The sequence below is a fragment of the Streptomyces sp. CB00316 genome (assembly GCF_001905595.1).
Taxonomy (GTDB): domain Bacteria; phylum Actinomycetota; class Actinomycetes; order Streptomycetales; family Streptomycetaceae; genus Streptomyces.
In genome coordinates this window covers 111650-131824 of sequence record NZ_LIXI01000009.1, presented here as the reverse complement: position 1 = coordinate 131824, position 20175 = coordinate 111650, and the positions used below count along the sequence as shown (strand labels likewise).

Below are 20175 nucleotides of genomic sequence, written 5' to 3'. Positions count from 1 at the left end.
ATGTCCGACCGTCTCGCACCGCACGCGCCATCCCCCGGCCAGGCGCCACTCCGGTGGCGCCGCAGCAGCCGCTCCACCGGAATGAACAACTGCGTGGAGACCGCGCGGATCGGCGGCCAGGAGTCCGGCGGCGCACTGCTGGCCGTACGCGACTCCAAGGACGTGGAGCGGCCGCCGCTGCGCTTCTCCGCTACGGCCTGGACCACCTTCGTGGCCGGACTGGACGCGCGACAGGTCAGCTGAGCGGAACCAGGGCCTCCCGGGGGGCGGTGGTGACGATCGTGGCCACCGCGGCTTTGATCTGCTCCTCGGTGAGGTCCGCCCGTGCGGTCAGCCGCAGCCGGGAGATACCGTCCGGCACCGACGGCGGCCGGAAGCACCCGACCGCCACCCCGGCCGCCCGGCAGTCGGCCGCCCACCGCACCGCCGTGTCGGCGGAGGGCGCCCGGACGGAGACGACCGCCGCGTCGGGCCGGACCGCGGTCAACCCGGCGGCGGTGAGCCGCCCGTACAGAGCGGTGGCGACCTCGCGGGCCCTGGCCGCCCGTTCCGGTTCCCGCCGCAGCAGCCGGAGCGCGCCCAGCGCGCCGCCCGCCGCGGCCGGGGCGAGGCCGGTGTCGAAGATGAACGTACGGGCCGTGTTGACCAGGTGGTCGATGACCCGGGCCGGCCCGAGCACCGCGCCGCCCTGGCTGCCCAAGGACTTGGAGAGGGTGAGCGTGGCGACGGTCCCCCCGCCGCCCGCCAGGCCTGCGGCGGCGAGCGCGCCGCGTCCGCCGTCGCCGAGGACGCCGAGGCCATGGGCGTCGTCCACGACGAGCGCGGCGTTCGCGGCGCGGCAGACCTCGGCCAGGGCGGACAGGGGTGCCGCGTCCCCGTCGACCGAGAAGACCGAGTCGGTGACGGCGAGCGTCCGCCCCTCGTGGGCCTGGAGTGCCTTGGCGACCGCGTCCGGATCGGCGTGCGGGACGACGGCGGTCTCCGCGCGGGAGAGCCGGCAGCCGTCCACGATGGAGGCGTGGTTGCCGGCGTCGGAGACGATGAGCGAACCGCGCCCGGACAGTGCCGTCAGGGCCGCCAGGTTGGCCGCGTAGCCGGAGGAGAGGACGAGGGCCGCCTCGAACCCGCAGAAGTCGGCGAGTTCCCGTTCGAGTTCGGCGTGCAGCGCGGTGGAGCCGGTGACCAGCCGGGATCCCGTCGCGCCCGCACCCCAGCGGTGGGCGGCACCGGCCGCGGCGGCGGTGACCTCGGGATGCCGGGTGAGGCCCAGGTAGTCGTTGCTCGCGAGGTCGAGGAGCTCGGCTTCCGGACTCCTCGGGCGCAGGGCCCGGACCAGTCCGGCGGCGGCCCGGCGGCGGGCCTCGTCGTCGATCCAGTCGAACGGGGATGAGGGCGGGGCGAAGGACATAGGACGGTCCCCTTTGTAGGCAGCTCACAGACCCTAGCGGGGGGCGCAGCAGGTCAGGGTGTGGCAATACACACACCCTCACCCACGTCTCCTGTCTGGTTCCTCCTTGGCTGGAGGCGGTGCCGTAAGCCAGGATCATCTTTCATGGACCTGCTGAACACGCTGGTGGACAAGGGGCTGCGGCGCGAACTGCCGACCCGCGAAGAAGCGCTCGCCGTGCTGGCGACCTCCGACGACGACCTGCTCGACGTGGTGGCCGCGGCCGGCAAGGTACGCCGCCAGTGGTTCGGGCGGCGCGTCAAACTCAACTACCTGGTCAACCTGAAGTCCGGGCTCTGCCCCGAGGACTGCTCGTACTGCTCGCAGCGGCTCGGTTCCACGGCCGGGATCCTCAAGTACACCTGGCTGAAGCCGGACGAGGCATCCAAGGCGGCCGCCGCCGGGGTCGCGGGCGGGGCCAAGCGGGTCTGCCTGGTGGCGAGCGGACGCGGGCCGACGGACCGGGACGTGGACCGGGTCACCAAGACCATCGAGGCCATCAAGGAACGACACGAAGGCGTCGAGGTCTGCGCCTGTCTCGGTCTGCTCTCCGACGGACAGGCCGACCGGCTGCGTTCGGCGGGCGCCGACGCGTACAACCACAACCTCAACACCTCCGAGGAGACGTACGGGGCGATCACGACCACCCACACGTACGCGGACCGGGTGGAGACCGTCCAGCAGGCGCAGGCCGCCGGGCTTTCGGCGTGCTCCGGGCTGATCGCCGGGATGGGCGAGAGCGACAAGGACCTGGTCGACGTCGTCTTCGCGCTGCGGGACCTGGACCCGGACTCGGTGCCGGTGAACTTCCTCATCCCGTTCGAGGGCACGCCGCTGGCCAAGGAGTGGAACCTCACCCCGCAGCGCTGCCTGCGCATCCTCGCCATGGTCCGCTTCGTCTGCCCGGACGTCGAGGTCCGGCTCGCGGGCGGCCGCGAGGTGCATCTGCGGTCGATGCAGCCCCTGGCGCTGCACCTGGTGAACTCGATCTTCCTCGGTGACTACCTGACCAGCGAGGGCCAGGCGGGCCAGACCGATCTGGACATGATCGCGGACGCCGGTTTCGAGGTGGAGGGCCAGGGCACGACGACGCTTCCGCGCCACCGGGCCGACGCGCTGAGCGGGGGCGGTCGCGGTTCGCGGGCAGCCGCTCCGGAGGCGGTCGGCGCCACCGGCTGCGGTTCGCACGGCGGCGGGGGCTGTGGCTCGCACGAAGCGTCCGGCGGCGGCTGCGGGCCGTGCGGTGGTCATGACGAGCCGGACCCCTCGACCGCTGCCGACGCAGGGGAGAGTGTCCCGGCCGGGGCGGCGCGTACGGATCTGGTGGCGGTCCGCCGCCGCGGTGCGGGGACGGATCTCGCGCCCAATGCCTGAGCCGTACGACAGCGAACTCGGCGGGCCTGCCGCTCCGAAGCCCTACTCCCCCGAGGAACTGCGGGCACTCGACCGCGCGCACGTCTGGCACCCCTACGGTCCCATGCCCGGCCGGCAGGAGCCGCTGATCGTGGAGTCGGCCTCCGGGGTACGGCTCCGGCTCGCCGAACCCGTCGAGGGGCGGAGCGAGTTGGTGGACGGCATGTCGTCCTGGTGGTCGGCGGTGCACGGCTACAACCACCCGGTCCTCAACGAGGCCGCGCGCGGCCAGCTGGACCGGATGAGTCATGTGATGTTCGGCGGGCTCACCCATGAGCCCGCCGTCCGGCTGGCCACCCGGCTGGTGGAGATCACCCCTGAGCCGCTCCAGCACGTCTTCCTCGCGGACTCGGGGTCCGTCTCGGTCGAGGTCGCGATCAAGATGTGCCTCCAGTTCTGGCGTTCGGCCGGGCGCCCGGAGAAGCGCCGGCTGCTGACCTGGCGCGGCGGCTACCACGGCGACACCTGGCAGCCGATGTCGGTGTGCGACCCGGACGGCGGGATGCACGAGCTGTGGTCGGGGGCGCTGCCCCGGCAGGTCTTCGCCGACGCCCCGCCGGACGGCTTCGACGCGGAGCCGGACCCCGCCTACGTCAACCATCTGCGGGAGCTGATCGCCGCGCACGCCGACGAGCTGGCGGCGGTCATCGTCGAGCCGGTGGTGCAGGGAGCGGGCGGGATGCGGTTCCACTCCCCCGCCTATCTGCGGGTGCTGCGCGAGGCGTGCGACGAGCTGGACGTCCTGCTGGTGTTCGACGAGATCGCGACGGGTTTCGGCCGGACGGGCACGCTGTTCGCCGCCGGGCACGCCGGTGTCTCGCCGGACGTCATGTGCGTGGGCAAGGCGCTGACCGGCGGTTATCTCACGATGGCGGCGACGCTGTGCACCTCGCGGGTGGCCGAGGGGATCTCGCGCGGCGAGGTGCCGGTGCTGGCGCACGGCCCGACGTTCATGGGCAACCCGCTGGCCGCCTCGATCGCCTCGGCCTCGGTGGACCTGCTGCTCGGACAGGACTGGGAGGGCGAGGTCTCGCGGATCGGCGCGGGGCTGCGCTCCGGTCTGGCGCCCGCGTCGGACCTCCCCGGCGTCGTGGACGTACGCGTCCTGGGGGCGATCGGGGTCGTCCAGCTCGACCACGAGGTGGACATGGCGGCGGCGACCCGGGCGGCCGTGCGCGAGGGCGTGTGGCTGCGGCCGTTCCGCGACCTGGTGTACACCATGCCGCCGTACGTCACCGGGGACGACGACGTGCAACGGATCTGCCGGGCCGTGCGCGCCGCGGCTCGGGAGGGCTGACATGACGATCCTGGTGGTGACCGGTACGGGCACGGAGATCGGCAAGACGGTGGTGACCGCCGCGGTGGCGGCCGCCGCGCGGGGGCGCCGGGTCGCGGTGCTCAAGCCCGCGCAGACCGGGCTCGTGCCCGGGGAGCCGGGAGACGCGGCGGAGGTTGCGCGGCTGGCGGGCGGCCATGTGACGCCGGTCGAACTGGCCCGGTTCCCCGAGCCGTTGGCCCCGGCCACGGCGGCACGACGGGCGGGGCTCGCGCCGGTGCGGCCGCACGAGGTGGCCGAGGCGGCGGAGAAGCTGGCCACCGAGCACGATCTGGTGCTGGTGGAGGGGGCGGGCGGGCTGCTCGTCCGATTCGACGACGAGGGCGGCACGCTCGCGGACGCGGCGCGACTGCTGTCCGCACCCGTGCTGGTGGTGGCGCCTGCGGGCCTGGGCACGCTGAACGCCACGGCCCTGACGGCCGAGGCGCTGCGGGCGCGGGGGCTGGAGTGCCTGGGCGTCGTGGTGGGCAGCATGCCGGACCGGCCTGATCTGGCCTCCCGGTGCAACATCGAGGACCTGCCGGTGGTGGCCGGCGCCCCGCTGCTGGGAGCCGTGCCGACCGGGGCGGGGGCGCTGGCGAGCGCCGACTTCGCGGCGAGGGCGCCGGGTTGGCTGGCCCCGGAGCTCGGGGGGGCCTGGACCGTGCCGACGCTGTGAGGCGGGGGCCGCCCCGGCGTCGTACGGACGTGTCGGCCTCGGGGCCGTGCTGACATGGTTCGGCCCGGTGCCGTACATACATGCCCGGCCTCGGTGCCGTACGGACATGCCTGTACCGGTCCGTACGGGGGAGAATCGGTGAGGAGAGCCGTACGTCCTCCTCTCCCTCCCGGAGGTCCGTCATGCAGTTGCGCAGCAGGAAGCTCCCGCGGGACGCCGTGCACCACCCGGTCTTCGCCCGCTTCTACGCCCGGATGAGTGTGGCGGCCGACCTCAAGGGCGGAGTCGCCGCGTACCGCGAGGAGTTGCTGGCAGGACTCTCCGGCCGCGTCATCGAGATCGGTGCGGGCAACGGGCTGAACTTCGCCCACTACCCGGGGGCCGTCTCGGAGGTCGTGGCGCTGGAGCCGGAGCGCTCGTTGCGGCAGCTCGCCGTCCGCTCAGGACTGCGTGCCGAGGTGCCGGTGGACGTGGTGCCGGGGGCGGCCGAGGCCCTCCCGGTCAAGAGCGAGGCCTTCGACGCGGCGGTGGCCTCACTGGTGCTGTGCACCGTACGGGACCTGCCGAAGGCGCTCGCCGAGATCCGGCGGGTCCTGCGCCCGGGCGGTGAACTGCGGTTCTTCGAACACGGACTGGCGCCGGGCAGAGCTCTGGCGGCCGCACAGCGCACGGCGGACCGGACGGTGTGGCCCCTCCTCTTCGGCGGCTGTCACACGGCGCGGGATCCGCTGGCCGCGATCGAGGCGGCGGGCTTCGAGCTGGGGACGTACCGCAGGCTGCGGATCCCGGAGAAGGGTCCGCGGTTCCCCACGTCCCCCTGCGTCCTGGGCGTGGCCCGCAAACCGTTCGCCTCGGAGCCTTCGAGCTGAGGGTGCTCGGTGTGCCTCATACGCTCCACTGGCGCAGCTCGTCCGCGATGGCTCGCACGTCCGCCTTGCCCTGCTTGACCAGGAGGGCCAGATCACGCACCTGCTCGGGTGAGGTGATGACCTTCAGCCCGGAGGCGATCAGATAGCCGTACGCGACGGCCGAGGCGAACATCGCGTTGGAACGTTCGAGGGCGGGCACATGCAGGAGCAGCTGCAACAGGGCGGCCGCCCGCGTGTGCGGGTCGCTGTAGACGGCGCTGCCGAAGATCTCCGCCTCGTGGCGGGCGACCGCGGCGACCAGCGCGCCCCAGTCGACGACCTGCGGGTCACCGGGCGTCTTGTGCTCGGCGACCATGAGCAGCCAGGAAAGGTCGATCCGAAGGTTCAACGGGTGCCTTCGCGCCGGGGGCCTTCGCGTTCCGGGCCGAACTCCTCGGCGAAGACCGACTCGTACTGCTTCATGAAGTCGGCGGCGGCCTCGACGAAGGTGTGTCCCACCTCGCCGGCGTCCTGTTTGACGAGCTCCTCTATATAGCGGTTCACGCTCATCCCCCTCTGGAGCGCGCGCTGACGCGCGGCCTCGGCGGTGGCCTCGTCCACTCGAACGTTCAGCTGAGTCTTGGGCACCCTCCCAAGCTAGCGCGGGCGCGCTAGCACCGGCAAGGGGAGCCCCGGGAGAGCAGTAGACGTCCGAGGCGGGCGGGTGGTGGGATGGCCGCCATGGACGATCTTTCGATACGGTCCGCGACCGCGGCAGACCTGGACAAGGTGCTGGCGTTCTGGAAGGTGTCCGCGGAGGGCACCAGCATCAGCGACGACGGCGACGGGGTCGCGCGACTGGTGGAACGGGACCCGGCCGCCCTGATCCTCGCGGAGCGGGACGGAACGCTGGTGGGCACGGTGATCGCGGGCTTCGACGGCTGGCGCTGCCATCTCTACCGGCTCGCGGTCCATCCGGAGCAGCGCCGCAGGGGTGTGGGCGGCGCCCTTCTCGCGGCGGCGGAGGACCGGTTCGCGGCCCTCGGCGGACGCCGCTCCGACGCGATGGTGCTGGACCGCAACGACTTGGCGCAGCGCGCCTGGCGGGCGGCGGGGTACGGGCAGCAGCCGCAGTGGAGCCGGTGGGTGAAGCACCTCACGGACTGACGCGGTAGGGCAGGGTGCGGCTGGGCAGACGCTCTACGATGAGCCCTTCCTCCGTCCCCCACCCGGTACTCCCGAAAGGTGTGAGCGTCCGCCCATGGGCGAGCCTCCCAGTAGCCGACACCGCGCGATCATTCCGCCGCTGCCTGATCATGGGACGGAGGTGAACCGATGATCGAAGTGCTTCTGCTGCTCGTCGCCCTTCTGCTCTGTGTCGCGTGCGGCGCCTTCGTCGCGGCCGAGTTCTCCCTGACCACGGTGGAGCGCGGAGAGCTGGAGCGGGCCGTCGAGCGGGGTGACCGGGGGGCCGCGAGCGCCCTGAAGGCCGTACGCAGCCTGACCTTCCAGCTCTCGGGCGCGCAGCTCGGGATCACCGTCACCAATCTGGTGATCGGCATGCTCTCGGAGCCGTCCATCGCCAAGCTCATCCGCAGCCCGGTGGAGGCCGCCGGCCTGCCTCCCACCGCGGCGTCCACGCTGGCCCTCGTCATCGGTACGGCGCTGTCCACGGTGGTCCTGATGGTGGTCGGCGAGCTGGTGCCGAAGAACTGGGCGATCTCCTCGCCGCTGTCCGTGGCCAAGGCGGTCGCCACCCCGCAGCGGGTGTTCACCGCGGTGTTCCGGCCCTTCATCAGCCACCTCAACAAGACGGCGAACCGGATCGTGCGCCGCTTCGGCCTGGAGCCGACCGAGGAGCTGGCCTCCGCACGCAGCCCCCAGGAGCTGGTCGCGCTGGCGCGGCACTCCGCGAAGGAGGGTGCGCTGGAGGCGGACACCGCCGAACTCTTCGTACGTACCCTGAATCTGGCTGAGCTGACCGCGGAGAACGTGATGACCCCTCGGGTCCAGGTGACCGCGCTGGAGGTGCGGGCGACGGCCGAGGACGTGGCCAACGCGACCCGCGCCACCGGCCTCTCCCGCTTCCCCGTCTACCGCGGCAGTCTGGACACCGTGGTCGGCGTGGCCCACATCAAGGACGTGCTGGCGGTCCCGGCCGACGAGCGCCCCCGTAGGCGGGTATCGGAGATGCTGCGTGAACCCCTCCTCGTGCCGGAGACGCTCACCGTCGACCGGCTGCTGGACCAGCTGTCCGGCAAGCTCGCCATGGCGGTGGTGATCGACGAGTACGGCGGTACGGCGGGGGTCGTGACGTTGGAGGACATCGTGGAGGAGGTCGTCGGCGAGGTCCGCGACGAGCACGACCCGCACGAGACGCCCGACCTGGCGCCCGCCGGTGAGGACGCCGGCGGCCGCACCCTGTGGTCGGCCGACGGCGCGGCCCGCACCGACCAGCTGAGCCGGATCGGGCTGCGGGTCCCCGACGGGCCCTACGAGACGCTGGCCGGGCTGATCGCCGCCGAACTCGGACGGATCCCGACGGTGGACGACACCGTCGAGCTGTCGGGGTGGCGGATCGACGTGGTGGACGCCACGGGCCGACGGGCCGCGCGGGCGCTGCTGCACGCGCCGCTGCCCGGCGCCGGGGAGCAGACGGAGGAGGAGGGCCGGTGATCGTCCTTCAGCTGTTCATCGGTCTGCTGACCCTGGTGGTCAACGCCTTCTTCGTGGGCGCCGAGTTCGCCCTGATCTCCGTACGCCGCAGCCAGATCGAACCGCGGGCCGAGGCCGGCGACCGGCAGGCCCGCAGTGTCATCTGGGGGCTGGAGCACGTGTCGGCGCTGCTGGCCGCCGCCCAGCTCGGCATCACCCTCTGCACACTGGTGCTGGGCATCGTGGCCGAGCCCGCCATCGCCCATCTGCTGGAGCCGGTCTTCGACGCGGTGGGGGTGCCGCACGGGCTGGTGCACCCGCTCTCCTTCGCGATCGCGCTGAGCGTGGCGACGTATCTGCACATGCTGCTGGGCGAGATGGTGCCGAAGAACATCGCGCTGGCAGAACCGGCGCGCAGCGCGCTGCTCCTGGGTCCGCCGCTGGTAGCGGTGGCCCGTGCGCTGCGTCCGGTGATCTTCGCGATCAACGCCTTCGCCAACGCCCTGCTCAAGCTTCTGCGGGTGGAGACGAAGGACGAGGTGTCCGCGACGTTCTCGGACGACGAACTGGCCCGGCTGGTGAAGGACGCCGGCGACGCGGGGCTGGTCGACGACCGCTCGGCCGAGCGGCTGCGGCACGCCCTGGAGCTGGGCCGGCGTCCGGTACGGGATGTGGTCATGCCGGTGGACCGGGTGCTGTACACCCGGGTCGGCACCACACCCGAGGAGCTGGAGCGACTCTCGCACGAGTCCGGGTTCTCCCGCTTCCCGGTGATGGACAGCGAGGGCCGCATCCTGGGCTACCTCCATGTGAAGGACGCCCTGGACGCCACGCCCCGGGACGCGCCGTTCCCGGTGGCCGCTCTGCGGCCGATCGCCCGGGTCCGGGCGGCGACTCCGCTGGACGACGTGCTGACCGCGCTGCGGCGCAGCCGGACCCATCTCGCGGCGGTCCTCGACGACGGGGACCGACTGGTCGGCATGGTCACGATGGAGGACGTCCTGCGCGAGCTCGTCGGCAGGGCCCAGTCCCGCTGAACGCCTGCGCGACGGCTCCCGTACCGGCCGGACGGTATGGGAGCCGTACGCGATAGAATCACCGGGCCATGGAATTGAATGTCTCCTACACCAGTCTCGTCGCGGTCGGCGACTCCTTCACCGAGGGCATGTCGGACCAGCTCCCCGACGGCACCTACCGGGGCTGGGCCGATGTCCTGGCCTCCCGGCTCGCGTCCCGGTCCCCCGGATTCCGGTACGCCAACCTCGCCGTACGCGGAAAGCTCATCAGCCAGATCGTCGACGAGCAGGTGGGCGCGGCGGCGGCGATGCAGGCCGATGTGGTGACCCTCGTCGGCGGGCTGAACGACACGCTGCGCCCGAAGTGCGACATGGGCATGGTCAGGGGGCGACTGGAAGAGGCCGTGGAACGCCTGGCCCCGTCCTGCAAGCAGCTGGTGCTGATGCGCAGCCCCGGGCGCAACGGCCCGGTGTTCGACCGGTTCCGCCCTCGGATGGAGGCGCTGTTCGCTCTGATCGACGACCTGGCCGGCCGGCACGGAGCCGCGGTGGTCGACCTCTACTCCGCGCGCTCGCTCAGCGACCCGCGCATGTGGGACGCCGACCGGCTGCACCTCGCGGCCGAGGGGCACCGGCGGGTGGCGGAGGCGGTCTGGCAGACACTGGGGCTCCCGCCTGAGCTCGACTGGCAGGCGCCGGTCCCCGCCTCACTGCCGCCGCGCTGGGCGGACCGGCGGGCCGACGACATCCGCTTCGCCCGCCGCCACCTGGGTCCCTGGATCGGCCGCCGGCTGACCGGCAGGTCCTCCGGCGACGGCCGGTGGGGCGCCCAGTTCGACCCGGGGACGACCTCGGGCTTCTGGATCACGCCCGCGGACGCCGGGGCCCCGGGCCCGGTGACGGGCTGGCGCCGGGCCTCTCCCGAGGAGGGCGCGTCCCCCGCGTCCTCGTAGCCGGTCCTCGTAGCAAGCCACAAAGAGGCCCGCGGCGCTGGCCTGCAGAAACCGACAGTAGAATCCCTTCACGTGACTGCTGTGTCTGCGAAGCCTCGCATCCCCAATGTCCTGGCCGGCCGCTACGCCTCAACGGAGCTGGCCGTCCTCTGGTCCCCCGAGCAGAAGGTGAAGCTGGAGCGTCAGCTGTGGCTGGCGGTGCTGCGCGCTCAGAAGGACCTCGGGATCGAGGTGCCGGATGAAGCACTGGCCGACTACGAGCGCGTGCTCGACCAGGTCGACCTGGCGTCGATCGCCGAGCGCGAGAAGATCACCCGGCATGACGTGAAGGCCCGGATCGAGGAGTTCAACGCTCTAGCGGGTCACGAGCAGGTCCACAAGGGCATGACCTCCCGGGATCTGACGGAGAACGTCGAGCAGCTGCAGATCCGCCTCTCGCTGGAGCTGATGCGCGACCGCACCGTGGCCGTGCTGGCCCGGCTCGGCAAGCTCGCGGCGGAGTACCGCGAGCTCGTGATCGCCGGCCGCTCGCACAATGTCGCCGCGCAGGCGACGACGCTCGGCAAGCGCTTCGCGACCGCGGCCGACGAGCTGCTGGTGGCCTACGGCCGGCTGGAGGACCTCCTCTCCCGTTACCCGCTGCGCGGGATCAAGGGCCCGGTCGGTACGGCGCAGGACATGCTGGACCTCCTGGGCGGTGACGCCGACAAGCTCGCCGACCTGGAACAGCGCATCGCCGGACACCTCGGTTTCGCCGAGGCGTTCACCTCGGTCGGCCAGGTCTACCCCCGCTCGCTCGACTACGACGTGGTGACCGCTCTGGTGCAGCTCGCCGCGGCGCCCTCGTCGGTGGCGAAGACGATCCGGCTGATGGCCGGGCACGAGCTGGTGACGGAGGGCTTCAAGCCCGGCCAGGTCGGCTCGTCCGCGATGCCGCACAAGATGAACACGCGCTCCTGCGAGCGGGTCAACGGCCTGATGGTGATCCTGCGGGGTTACGCCTCGATGACGGGTGAGCTGGCGGGTGACCAGTGGAACGAGGGCGACGTGTCCTGTTCCGTGGTCCGCCGGGTGGCGCTGCCGGACGCGTTCTTCGCGTTCGACGGCCTGCTGGAGACCTTCCTGACGGTGCTGGACGAGTTCGGCGCGTTCCCCGCGGTCGTTGCTCGTGAGCTGGACCGCTACCTTCCCTTCCTGGCGACGACCAAGGTCCTCATGGGTGCCGTGCGGGCCGGGGTGGGCCGCGAGGTGGCCCACGAGGCGATCAAGGAGAACGCGGTCGCCTCCGCACTGGCGATGCGGGAGCAGGGTGCCGAGCGCAACGAGCTGCTCGACAAGCTGGCCGCCGACGAGCGCATCCCGCTGGACCGTGCGGAGCTGGACGCGCTGATGGCGGACAAGCTCTCGTTCACGGGCGCCGCGGGTGACCAGGTGGCGGTGCTGGTGTCCCGGATCGAGGAGATCACCAAGCAGCACCCCCGGGCCGCGGCCTACGCCCCGGGCTCGATCCTCTGACCGGCACCGCCCGCACCGCGTGACCCCCGAGGAGCTTCGCGCCGCCCGCGACCGCATCGTCCCCGATGTGGCCGCGGGCGGTCTGCGCGTGCTCTTCTGTGGTATCAATCCGAGCCTGAAGACCGCTGCCACGGGCCATCACTTCGCCCACCCCGGCAACCGGTTCTGGCCGGTCCTCCACCGTTCGGGCTTCACGCCCCGGCAACTGCTGCCTTCGGAACAGTCCGAACTTCTGCCCCTCGGCCTCGGCATCACCAATGTGGTGGCCCGGGCGACGGCTCGTGCGGACGAGCTCGGCGCGGAAGAGTTCCGGGAGGGCGGGGCTGCGCTCACCGAGAGGGTCGAGCGGCTCGCGCCGGCGTGGCTCGCGGTCGTCGGAATCACCGCCTACCGCACGGCCTTCGGGGAGCCCCGCGCACGGATCGGCCGGCAGGTGCGCACGATCGGCGGTGCCCACGTGTGGGCTCTGCCCAACCCCAGCGGCCTCAACGCCCATTGGACGATCGACGCGATGGCCGAGGAGTACGCCCGCCTCCGTGAGGCCCTCCCGTCATCAGCACCGGACTCTCCCGGCTGAGGCCCTCGCCGACCGCCGGTCCCTTCCGTCCGGATCAGGGTGGGTCGATGACCGTCACCAGCACCGTCAGCTCGCAGCCCGGCCCCTCTTCTTCCAGGACCAGCCCGATGGCGAGCCACCGCTCCTCGACCTGCCAGAGTCGGACGAATTCGCATCCGGCCACCGGGTCCGCCCAGGGGGCCGGTATCACTTCGCCCGCCAGCATCCGCTCCTGGGCGCTCCACAGGCTCATCACCTGGGGTTCGCCCCAGCGCGCGGTGAGGAGCGTGAGCAGCGCGTCGTGCTCCGCCAGGCATTGGGCCCGGTGCTCCGGGCCGGGCGGTTCGTCGTCTTCCCATGGTTCATGGCCGGTGCGCAGGAATGCCGTGTGATAGCCGGGTCCGCTGACTCCCGAGACCGACGGCGTGCGCTCCTGGGGGAAGTCCCCGGTGCACATCCCGTCGATGAGGCGGAGATGGTGTGCGGTCGTCATGACGTCAGTAAACCGTCCGGCACTGACGGCCGATGCCCTGGCCCCGGGCTCAGGCGTCGCACCGACGCACCGCCCACCAACGACGAGTACGTCTACGAGACGTTGCGGGGAGGGTCCGAAGGCACGAACGAGGCGCGGGTGGCTCTGGAGTGGGCCGCGCCCACCGACCGGGAGGAGGAAGTGCTCCGGTTGGTGGCCCGGGACCTGTTCGAACGCGGAGATCTCCTCCGGGCTGACCGCCGGGGTCGAGACGGTGAAGCCCATGTCCGTTCGATTCTCGCGAAGTTGGGTGCCCGGGACCGTACCCAGGCGGTCATCGCGGCGTACGAGTCCGGTTCCCTGGCTCCGAGCTGACGCAGGTTGCGGCTCGATACCGGCTTGCGGAGCCGCTCGCAGGCCCTGCGAGCAGCGAGTACGATCCGGCAGACATGCGCACGAGCTGGGAGGACACACCGTGAGCCGGCTGACCGGGGGAGATCCGTCGCTGCTGCGGCGGATCAATTCAGCGGTGGTACTGCACGCCCTGAGAGGGGCCGGCTCGCCGACGCTGACGGATCTGACCCGGATCACGGGTCTCTCCCGTCCGACGGTCGAAGGCGTGGTCGAGGGGCTGTTCGAGGCAGGACTGGTGGTCGAGGCCCTGCCCGACGAGAGTGAGGCGCGGCGCCAGGGACGGCCTGCCCGCCGGTTCCGCTTCCGTGCCGAGGCCGGACATCTGCTGGGCGTCGAGATCGGCCCGCACCGGGTTTCGGCGCTCCTGTCGGGGCTCGACGGCCGGGTGACCGGGGCGGGTTCCCGCACGGTGTCGGAGACGGCCGGTGCGGACGAGCGGCTCGACCAGGTGAGAGCCGTGATCGCGGACCTGCTGCGCCGTACGGGGGTGGCCCGGAGCAGTCTGCGTGCCGTCGGCGTCGGCAGCCCCGGCATCGTGGAGGCCGATGGGACCGTTCGGCTCGGCACGGCGCTGCCGGGGTGGACGGGGCTCCCGCTCGGGGAGCGGCTGCGCCGTTCGTTCCGCTGCCCGGTCCTCGTCGAGAACGACGCCAACGCAGCCGCCGTCGCCGAGCACTGGAAGGGCGCGGCCACCGAGTCCGACGACGTCGTCTTCGTCCTGGCGGGGCTGAGTCCGGGGGCCGGTTCACTGATCGGCGGGCGCCTGCACCGGGGGTTCGGCGGGGCGGCCGGGGAGATCGGCGCTCTGCACCTGCTGGGCAGGGACGTGACTCCGGAGCATCTGCTGTCGACCACGGGCACCCCGCTGGAGCCGCTGGACGAGCAGGCGGTGGCGGTGGTGTTCGCCAAGGCACGGCAGGGCGATGCGGAGGCGCAGGCGGCCGTCGAGCGGTTCCTCCAGCGGCTCGTGCACGATGTGGCGGCCCTGGCGCTGGCGCTCGACCCGGAGCTGGTGGTGGTCGGTGGCTGGGCCGCCGGCCTGGACGGGGTGCTGGAGCCGCTGCGCGAAGAGCTGGCCCGCTACTGTCTGCGCCCGCCACGGGTGACGTTGTCGTTGCTCGGGGAGGCCGCGGTCGCGACGGGGGCCCTGCGGCTGGCGCTGGACCACGTCGAGGAGCAGTTGTTCGCCGTGGAGGGCGCGGTGACGGCCCGACGCTGATCGCGGACGGGCCGGATGACGTGCGGGGGCCGGGCCCGACGCGCGCCGGCTGCGGGAGCTCGGCGGGACAACAGACGCGCCGATGGCGGCCCGGCCGGCTTCCCGGCGGACCGCCATCAGGTGGCGCTGGTCACGGAAGGCCCGGATCTTCTGCGGCCTTCCGGGCTGCGGCGGCCCGCAGGCTCCCGGCGCGCGAGGCGTCAGGAAGCCTGGCGATCCCGCTGCCCGTCGTGGCTGATCTCCAGGGCGCCGGAGTCCCCGAAGGTGAGTCGGCAGGTGTCCGCCCGGTAGGTGGCGATGGACACCGCGGCCGTACCGCCCGCGGCGAAGTACCGGGTGGTGACGACGAGGACGGGTGCGCCGGGGAGCCGGTCGAGCTCCTTGGCGTCGTCCGCGCGCGCCGATCCGAGCTCCACGGAACGGTCCTGCCCCTCCAGGCCCAGCCGGTGCAGTTCGCGCAGGACGGCCCGGGCGCGGACGGTGCCGGACGGGGCGTCGATCGCGGAGAGGTCGGGCACCGAGGAGGCAGGCACGTACAGAAGCTCGGCCGCCACCGCCTGGCCATGCGTGTCGCGGATACGCCGCACCACGTGCACGGGCTCGGTTCCGGTGCCGAGCATGGCGGCCACAGCGCTCGGGGCCGCCTCGCTCGCGCAGCCGACGGGCTGCCATGCCTCGCCGGTCGCACCGCCCGTCCACTCGTGCTGGGCGGTGGAGACGGCGACGCCCACGCGCGGCGGGGCGACGGTCGTACCGACGCCCCGGCGGCGCTGCAGTCTGCCTTCGAGTTCGAGCTGCTCCAGAGCCTGCCGGAGCGTGGCACGCGCGACGCCGAACCGTGCCGCGAGGTCCCGCTCGTTGGGCAGGATCTCACCCACCGCGAAGTCCGAGTCGAGTGCCTCACTGAGCACGGTCTTGAGGTGCCAGTACTTCGGCTCCTGCACCGATTCCAGCTGCGTGGTCCCCACCAAGTCCTCCGCAATCGCCCAGCGGCTTTTCCGCGACGCTATTTATTAAAGGTTCCTGTCTTAAGGTGACCTTAGGATGGCGCACCCCCTTGGTCAAGACCAATCCTTATTCCGTAACGGAACGAAACGGGACTTTGGCGCAGAGCGTTCACAAGACGTTCGCGGTGCCGTGAGCCGCGCACAGCATGAAGCCCCATCACCGGGCCGGTGGCGGGGCTTTCGCAAGTCGACCGCGGGTCATCCGCGGGAGGAGGATCGTCCGGATCTCCCCTGGCCGGAAAACTCGACCGGCCACACGGCGGACAGCCCGACGAGCTTGTCCGCATTACGAACGATATAGATGCATTGAATGGCGCCACCCCGGACCTCGATCTGGAAGAAAGTGTCCGGTCTCCCTCCGACAAAGCACGCCACAGCGGGTCCGCCGTCGAACTCCGCGACGCGCGCGTCCCGGTCCGGCCCCACCTCCTGGCCGACCGCGGCGAGGAACCGGCCGACCTCGTCGGCGGTCTCGATGACGCGCAGCGCGGCCTTCGCCCTGCCACCCGGGTCGCTGACGACCCGGACGTCCGGTGCCAGGAGAGCCATCAGCCGCTCGATGGAACCGCCGGACGCGGCGGCCAGGAACCGCTCGGCGAGGTCCCGGCGCGACTTCAGGTGACGCAGCCGGTCGATGGCCAGCCGTGTGGTGATCCGCACGAGGAAGGCTCTCGGCTCGCGGACGCCTTGCCGGGCCGCGGACGACCACCTCAGCCATGCCTCCTGCACGACGTCCTCGGCATCGGCGACAGGGCCGAGCACGCGGTGGGCGACGCCGGTGCGGACGGGGCCGGTGCTCTTCGAAGACGTCGGTCGCGGGGTCGGCCGCCACCGGCCCATCCCGGCCGACACGCCGGGCGGTGTCCAGCGGGAATCGCCGGAGCCCTTGAACTGCCGGCTACCGGACGGTAATTGTTGTTGACGCGATGTCTACCCAGTCCAGGGAGCAGCTCCATGACCACCACGGTCTCCTTCACCGTCGATTCGGCGCACGGCCCCCGTCCGGTCTCGGTGGAGTACGAACGGACCGGTGCGGGAGAGCCGTTGGTCCTGCTCCACGGCATCGGCCATCACCACCAGGCCTGGGACCCGGTGACGCGGATCCTGGCCGCCGAGCGCGAGGTGATAGCCCTCGACCTGCCCGGCTTCGGCGCGTCCCCGGGGCTGCCGGACGGAGTCCCGTACACGCTGGAGGCGGTCACCCCGGTCCTCGGGGCCCTCTTCGGGGCGCTGGGCCTCGACCGCCCGCATGTGGCCGGCAACTCCCTCGGGGGCCTCTTCGCCCTTGAGCTGGGGCGCACGGAGCTGGTCCGCTCGGTGACCGCCCTGTCGCCCGCGGGATTCTGGAACGAGCCGGAGCGCCGCTACGCCTTCACGACCCTGCGGGCGATGCGCCGCGCCGCGCTGGCCCTCCCGGAGCCCGCGATCAAGCGGCTCTCCCGCAGCGCGGCCGGTCGTACGGTGCTGACCAGCACGATCTACGCTCGGCCCGGCAGGCGTTCACCCGAGGCCGTCGCCGCCGAGACCCTGGCCCTGCGGGGAGCGACCGGTTTCCACCAGACGCTGGCCGCCGGCGGGAGCGTCTCCTTCACCGACGATGTGAAGGGCATCCCCGTCACCGTCGCCTGGGGCACCCGCGACCGCATCCTGCTCCGGAGGCAGGGCATCCGCGCCAAGCACGTGATCCCGGAGGCCAGGCTCGTGCGGCTGCCCGGCTGCGGGCACGTCCCGATGAACGACGACCCGGCCCTGGTGGCCCGCGTCATCCTCGACACCAGCCGCGGAGGGGACGGGGCGCTTCATCGGCCCGGCCGTCTCGCGGCGCCCCAGGACGCCTGAGCCGAGCGCCACCCCGGCGCCGACGAGCAAGCTCCCCACGCCCTGCGCCAGGCCGTACGTCCCCGCGCCGACGAGCGGCGCCGTCAGCGCGGCGGAGACCGGGATGAGGCCGGAGAAGGGGGTGGCGCGTTCGGCCCCGATGCGCTGCAGGCCGATGTACCGGCAGACGAAGCCGATCACGGTCACGACGACGGCCTGCCAGAGCAGGGCCGTCGCCTCGGCCGGTGTCGGCACCCGCGGGAACGCGCTGCCGTCCATCACCAGCCCGAGCAGCACGGACTGTACGGCGGCGACGGCGCACACCGTCGCCGCGCCGGGAACTCTCCGCAGATCTCGGGGTGTCACGCGGGCTGGTCACCGAGGCGTACGAACAGCTGACCGCCGAGAGCTATCTGCGCAGCGGGCAGGGCGCGGGGACCTGGGTGAGCGACGGAGTGCGCGCGGCGGCGCACCAGTTCCCCCCGGAATCGCCTACTCCGCCGAGCGCCGCCGTGAGTTGCTCGACTGGGCGCGCGAGGCGGACTATGGACCTGGGAAACCCCGCCATCGACCAGGCGGTTCTGGCCGACTTCATCGTCCGCGGCGCCTACGACCGGCAGCTGCGCCGCTGCCAGCGCGCCTATCGGGAGCGCCGGGACGCGCTGGTGGCCGCCCTCGGTGAGCACTTCCCGGGTACGGCGGTCAGCGGCATCGCCGCCGGGCTGCACATCATCGCGCGGCTGCCCGAACGGTACGGTCCCGAAGGCGCGTTCCTGAGCCGCGCGGACCGGGCGGGCATCGCGCTGCGGCCGCTGAGCGACTGCGGGGAGGCCGGGCCGCAGGACGGCACGGTGGCGCTCGTGCTCGGCTCGGCTACGCCCATCTGGGGGCGGGGGACATCTCCCGGGGCGTCGGGATGCTCGCGGCCGCGCGGGGACCCGGGCGCGGGTGCTCGGGCCTGACGGCTCATCGGACCGACCCCGTTCACCTGGCGTTGGGACAGCGGTTTCCGCGGCCCACTAGGCATGGGGGCGGAGACCGGCTCAGGTCCGGCGGAGCGCTGCGGCCGCCCCGGCCCGGTTTCCGCCCGTCCGTTCCGCCCACCGTCCTGGAGGCGCTTCGATGCCGCACCGTCCGCACATCCCCTCGCCGGCCCGCCGTACCGTTCTGCGGGGCTCGCTGCTCGTCCCGGCCGCGGCCGCCATGACCACGGCCGTCGGCGCGGCTCCCGCCCTGGCGCTGGCGGGACGGCCGGAGGCGGCGTGGGGCGTGCAGGTGGGGAGCGTCACCGCCTCGTCCGCGCTGGTGTGGGTGCGGTCGGACCGGCCCGCCCGGATGCTGGTGGAGACCGCGTCGACCGAGTCCTTCCGCCGGGCCCGGACCTGGTACGGGCCGCTGATCGGCCCGGGGTCGGACTTCACCGGCACCACTCCCCTGTACGGCCTTCCGGCGGGCGAGCAGGTGCACTACCGCGTCACGCTGGCCGACCCCGGCGATCCGCGCCGTACGGGTAAACCGGTGTACGGAACCTTCCGTACCGCTCCGGCCCGGCGCCATGACGGGGTGCGCTTCCTGTGGTCCGGGGACATCGCGGGGCAGGGGTGGGGCATCAACCCGGACATCGGCGGCTACCGCGTCTACGAGGAGATGCGCCGCCTCGACCCGGACTTCTTCCTGTGCAGCGGCGACACCGTCTACGCGGACGGGCCGCTCCAGCCGAGCGTGACCCTGCCCGACGGCAGGACCTGGCACAACGTCATGACCGAGGAGAAGGCCAAGGTCGCCGAGACGCTGGACGAGTACCGGGGGAACTTCCGCTACAACCTGCTCGACCGCAACGTCCGGCGGTTCAACGCGCAGGTCCCCTCCGTCGTCCAGTGGGACGACCACGAGGTACGCAACAACTGGTACCCCGGCCAGATCCTCGACGACACGCGCTACACCGAGAAGAACGTCGACATCCTCGCGGCCCGCTCCGCGCGCGCCTTCCACGAGTACTTTCCCGTATCGGCGCCGAACAGCTCGTACGGCGCCTCCTCGCGGCGCTCCCGCATGTACCGGGTCGTCCACCACGGACCGCTGCTGGACGTCTTCGTCCTCGACATGCGCTCGCACCGCAACCGCAACTCCCCCGGCCGGCAGGCCGACGACACGACCGGCATCCTCGGTGCCGAGCAGCTGCGCTGGCTCAAACGCTCCCTTGCCGAGTCCCGCGCGGTGTGGAAGGTGATCGCGGCCGACATGCCGCTCGGCCTGGTGGTACCGGACGGGGCGACGGACTTCGAGGCGGTGGCACAGGGCGATCCGGGGGCTCCGCTCGGGCGTGAGCTGCAGATCGCCGAGCTGCTGCGGTTCATCAAGCACCGCAAGGTCACCGGCACCCTGTGGCTGACGGCCGACGTGCACTACACCTCGGCGCAGCACTACGCCCCCGAGCGGGCGGCGTTCAAGGATTTCGCACCGTTCTGGGAGTTCGTCTCGGGCCCGCTGGCCGCTGGGGGATTTCCGGCCAACGCACTGGACGGCACCTTCGGACCCGACCGTGTCTTCGTCCGGGCGCCGGACCGGGCCAATGTGTCGCCGATGGAGTCGCCGCAGTTCTTCGGAGAGGTCGAGATCGACGGCGACAGCGCGGAGCTGACGGTACGTCTGCGGGCGGAGGGCGGCGGGGTGCTGTTCACCAAGGTTCTGCGGCCGGGCCGCGTCGGCCAGTGAGGGACCACCTGAACTGAGCGGGCGGCTGCTCCGGGGCCCGTTGAACAGCTCCCGGCGGCCGGACAGGACAACGCGGAGACAGCCCAGCAGGACGTCAGTCAGTGGTCGAGCCACGATCACCGGGACGATCTGG

General features: G+C 72.3%; 18 protein-coding genes and 5 pseudogenes. 16 read left to right on the top strand and 7 right to left on the bottom strand.

The annotated features are described in order from the left end of the window. A complete protein-coding gene (locus AMK21_RS24410; RefSeq protein WP_073881316.1) occupies positions 1-243 on the top strand; it encodes a DUF397 domain-containing protein in 243 nt (80 codons plus the stop codon). On the opposite strand, the gene AMK21_RS24405 is transcribed toward AMK21_RS24410, so the two are convergent. Beyond that, positions 236-1408 (bottom strand): 8-amino-7-oxononanoate synthase, encoded by a 1173-nt coding sequence (locus tag AMK21_RS24405; RefSeq protein WP_073881315.1) that lies wholly within the window; start codon positions 1406-1408, stop codon positions 236-238. The two genes, AMK21_RS24410 and AMK21_RS24405, sit on opposite strands and share 8 nt — an antisense overlap. 144 nt (positions 1409-1552) lie before the next feature. Between AMK21_RS24405 and bioB the strand changes: the two genes are divergently transcribed. The 4 genes from bioB (at position 1553) to AMK21_RS24385 (ending at position 5723) form a co-directional block, all read left to right on the top strand. Then, on the top strand, positions 1553-2821 hold the full coding sequence (gene bioB, locus AMK21_RS24400; protein WP_073881314.1) for a biotin synthase BioB: 1269 nt from the start codon (positions 1553-1555) through the stop codon (positions 2819-2821). Further along, a complete protein-coding gene (locus tag AMK21_RS24395; protein ID WP_073881313.1) occupies positions 2814-4157 on the top strand; it encodes an adenosylmethionine--8-amino-7-oxononanoate transaminase in 1344 nt (447 codons plus the stop codon). Before bioB ends, AMK21_RS24395 begins: the two co-directional genes overlap by 8 nt. Position 4158: 1 nt before the next feature. Then, a complete protein-coding gene (gene bioD / locus AMK21_RS24390) occupies positions 4159-4854 on the top strand; it encodes a dethiobiotin synthase (protein ID WP_073881312.1) in 696 nt (231 codons plus the stop codon). Between the two features lie 182 nt (positions 4855-5036). Beyond that, positions 5037-5723, top strand: coding sequence for a class I SAM-dependent methyltransferase (locus tag AMK21_RS24385; RefSeq protein WP_073881311.1), 687 nt, complete (start codon positions 5037-5039; stop codon positions 5721-5723). Positions 5724-5739: 16 nt separating this feature from the next. Here the strand turns inward: AMK21_RS24385 and AMK21_RS24380 are convergent, their stop codons facing one another. Beyond that, complete coding sequence (locus tag AMK21_RS24380) at positions 5740-6111, bottom strand: fic family toxin-antitoxin system, toxin component (protein WP_073881310.1); 372 nt, start codon at positions 6109-6111, stop codon at positions 5740-5742. Next, positions 6108-6350, bottom strand: a complete 243-nt coding sequence (locus AMK21_RS24375) for an antitoxin (RefSeq protein WP_073881309.1) — start codon at positions 6348-6350, stop codon at positions 6108-6110. The genes AMK21_RS24380 and AMK21_RS24375 overlap by 4 nt, the downstream gene beginning before the upstream one ends. A 39-nt stretch (positions 6351-6389) precedes the next feature. Here AMK21_RS24375 and AMK21_RS24370 point away from each other — a divergent pair. From AMK21_RS24370 to mug, 6 genes and pseudogenes are all read left to right on the top strand, one after another. Then, positions 6390-6869, top strand: a pseudogene (locus AMK21_RS24370) (GNAT family N-acetyltransferase); the annotation flags it as partial. A gap of 168 nt (positions 6870-7037) precedes the next feature. Next, positions 7038-8378, top strand: coding sequence for a hemolysin family protein (locus AMK21_RS24365; RefSeq protein ID WP_073881307.1), 1341 nt, complete (start codon positions 7038-7040; stop codon positions 8376-8378). Next, a complete protein-coding gene (locus AMK21_RS24360) occupies positions 8375-9394 on the top strand; it encodes a hemolysin family protein (RefSeq protein WP_073881306.1) in 1020 nt (339 codons plus the stop codon). Before AMK21_RS24365 ends, AMK21_RS24360 begins: the two co-directional genes overlap by 4 nt. Positions 9395-9462: 68 nt before the next feature. Then, positions 9463-10326 (top strand): SGNH/GDSL hydrolase family protein, encoded by an 864-nt coding sequence (locus AMK21_RS24355; RefSeq protein ID WP_073881305.1) that lies wholly within the window; start codon positions 9463-9465, stop codon positions 10324-10326. A 72-nt stretch (positions 10327-10398) separates the two neighbouring features. Continuing rightward, complete coding sequence (purB, locus tag AMK21_RS24350; protein ID WP_199863277.1) at positions 10399-11841, top strand: adenylosuccinate lyase; 1443 nt, start codon at positions 10399-10401, stop codon at positions 11839-11841. 19 nt (positions 11842-11860) lie between these two features. Next, complete coding sequence (mug, locus tag AMK21_RS24345; RefSeq protein ID WP_073881303.1) at positions 11861-12418, top strand: G/U mismatch-specific DNA glycosylase; 558 nt, start codon at positions 11861-11863, stop codon at positions 12416-12418. Positions 12419-12452: 34 nt separating this feature from the next. Here mug and AMK21_RS24340 read toward each other — a convergent pair whose 3' ends face one another. Beyond that, complete coding sequence (locus AMK21_RS24340; RefSeq protein ID WP_073881302.1) at positions 12453-12890, bottom strand: hypothetical protein; 438 nt, start codon at positions 12888-12890, stop codon at positions 12453-12455. A gap of 78 nt (positions 12891-12968) precedes the next feature. On the opposite strand from AMK21_RS24340, the pseudogene AMK21_RS36270 reads away from it, so the two are divergent. Together AMK21_RS36270 and AMK21_RS24330 are read left to right on the top strand one after the other, a co-directional pair. Next, a pseudogene (locus AMK21_RS36270) lies at positions 12969-13244 on the top strand (response regulator transcription factor); the annotation flags it as partial. A gap of 100 nt (positions 13245-13344) precedes the next feature. Next, entirely contained in the window at positions 13345-14502 is a 1158-nt protein-coding gene (locus AMK21_RS24330; RefSeq protein ID WP_073881300.1) for an ROK family protein, read from the top strand. A gap of 200 nt (positions 14503-14702) precedes the next feature. Here the strand turns inward: AMK21_RS24330 and AMK21_RS24325 are convergent, their stop codons facing one another. Both AMK21_RS24325 and AMK21_RS24320 read right to left on the bottom strand, forming a co-directional pair. Continuing rightward, positions 14703-15470: a GntR family transcriptional regulator gene (locus tag AMK21_RS24325; protein WP_073881299.1), complete on the bottom strand. Its 768-nt coding sequence runs from the start codon at positions 15468-15470 to the stop codon at positions 14703-14705. 237 nt (positions 15471-15707) lie between these two features. Beyond that, a pseudogene (locus AMK21_RS24320) lies at positions 15708-16341 on the bottom strand (sigma factor). Between the two features lie 122 nt (positions 16342-16463). Between AMK21_RS24320 and AMK21_RS24315 the strand changes: the two are divergent. Continuing rightward, the gene (locus tag AMK21_RS24315; protein WP_073881298.1) at positions 16464-17348 is read left to right on the top strand and encodes an alpha/beta fold hydrolase; all 885 of its coding nucleotides are present in this window, start codon (positions 16464-16466) and stop codon (positions 17346-17348) included. Between the two features lie 63 nt (positions 17349-17411). Here AMK21_RS24315 and AMK21_RS34905 read toward each other — a convergent pair. Further along, positions 17412-17606, bottom strand: a pseudogene (locus AMK21_RS34905) (EamA family transporter); the annotation flags it as partial. Here AMK21_RS34905 and AMK21_RS24305 point away from each other — a divergent pair. Together AMK21_RS24305 and AMK21_RS24300 are read left to right on the top strand one after the other, a co-directional pair. Next, a pseudogene (locus AMK21_RS24305) lies at positions 17573-18285 on the top strand (hypothetical protein); the annotation flags it as partial. The pseudogenes AMK21_RS34905 and AMK21_RS24305 overlap by 34 nt on opposite strands. Before the next feature lie 164 nt (positions 18286-18449). Next, complete coding sequence (locus AMK21_RS24300; protein WP_073881295.1) at positions 18450-20042, top strand: alkaline phosphatase D family protein; 1593 nt, start codon at positions 18450-18452, stop codon at positions 20040-20042. Positions 20043-20175: the final 133 nt, after the last annotated feature.

What these genes read in the sequence shown, in the direction of transcription:
- AMK21_RS24410 (WP_073881316.1), top strand. Translation starts at nt 1, where the DNA reads ATGTCCGACCGTCTCGCACCGCACGCGCCATCCCCCGGCCAGGCGCCA.
- AMK21_RS24405 (WP_073881315.1), bottom strand. Translation starts at nt 1,408, where the DNA reads ATGTCCTTCGCCCCGCCCTCATCCCCGTTCGACTGGATCGACGACGAG.
- bioB (WP_073881314.1), top strand. Translation starts at nt 1,553, where the DNA reads ATGGACCTGCTGAACACGCTGGTGGACAAGGGGCTGCGGCGCGAACTG.
- AMK21_RS24395 (WP_073881313.1), top strand. Translation starts at nt 2,814, where the DNA reads ATGCCTGAGCCGTACGACAGCGAACTCGGCGGGCCTGCCGCTCCGAAG.
- bioD (WP_073881312.1), top strand. Translation starts at nt 4,159, where the DNA reads ATGACGATCCTGGTGGTGACCGGTACGGGCACGGAGATCGGCAAGACG.
- AMK21_RS24385 (WP_073881311.1), top strand. Translation starts at nt 5,037, where the DNA reads ATGCAGTTGCGCAGCAGGAAGCTCCCGCGGGACGCCGTGCACCACCCG.
- AMK21_RS24365 (WP_073881307.1), top strand. Translation starts at nt 7,038, where the DNA reads ATGATCGAAGTGCTTCTGCTGCTCGTCGCCCTTCTGCTCTGTGTCGCG.
- AMK21_RS24355 (WP_073881305.1), top strand. Translation starts at nt 9,463, where the DNA reads ATGGAATTGAATGTCTCCTACACCAGTCTCGTCGCGGTCGGCGACTCC.
- AMK21_RS24340 (WP_073881302.1), bottom strand. Translation starts at nt 12,890, where the DNA reads ATGACGACCGCACACCATCTCCGCCTCATCGACGGGATGTGCACCGGG.
- AMK21_RS24315 (WP_073881298.1), top strand. Translation starts at nt 16,464, where the DNA reads ATGACCACCACGGTCTCCTTCACCGTCGATTCGGCGCACGGCCCCCGT.
- AMK21_RS24300 (WP_073881295.1), top strand. Translation starts at nt 18,450, where the DNA reads ATGCCGCACCGTCCGCACATCCCCTCGCCGGCCCGCCGTACCGTTCTG.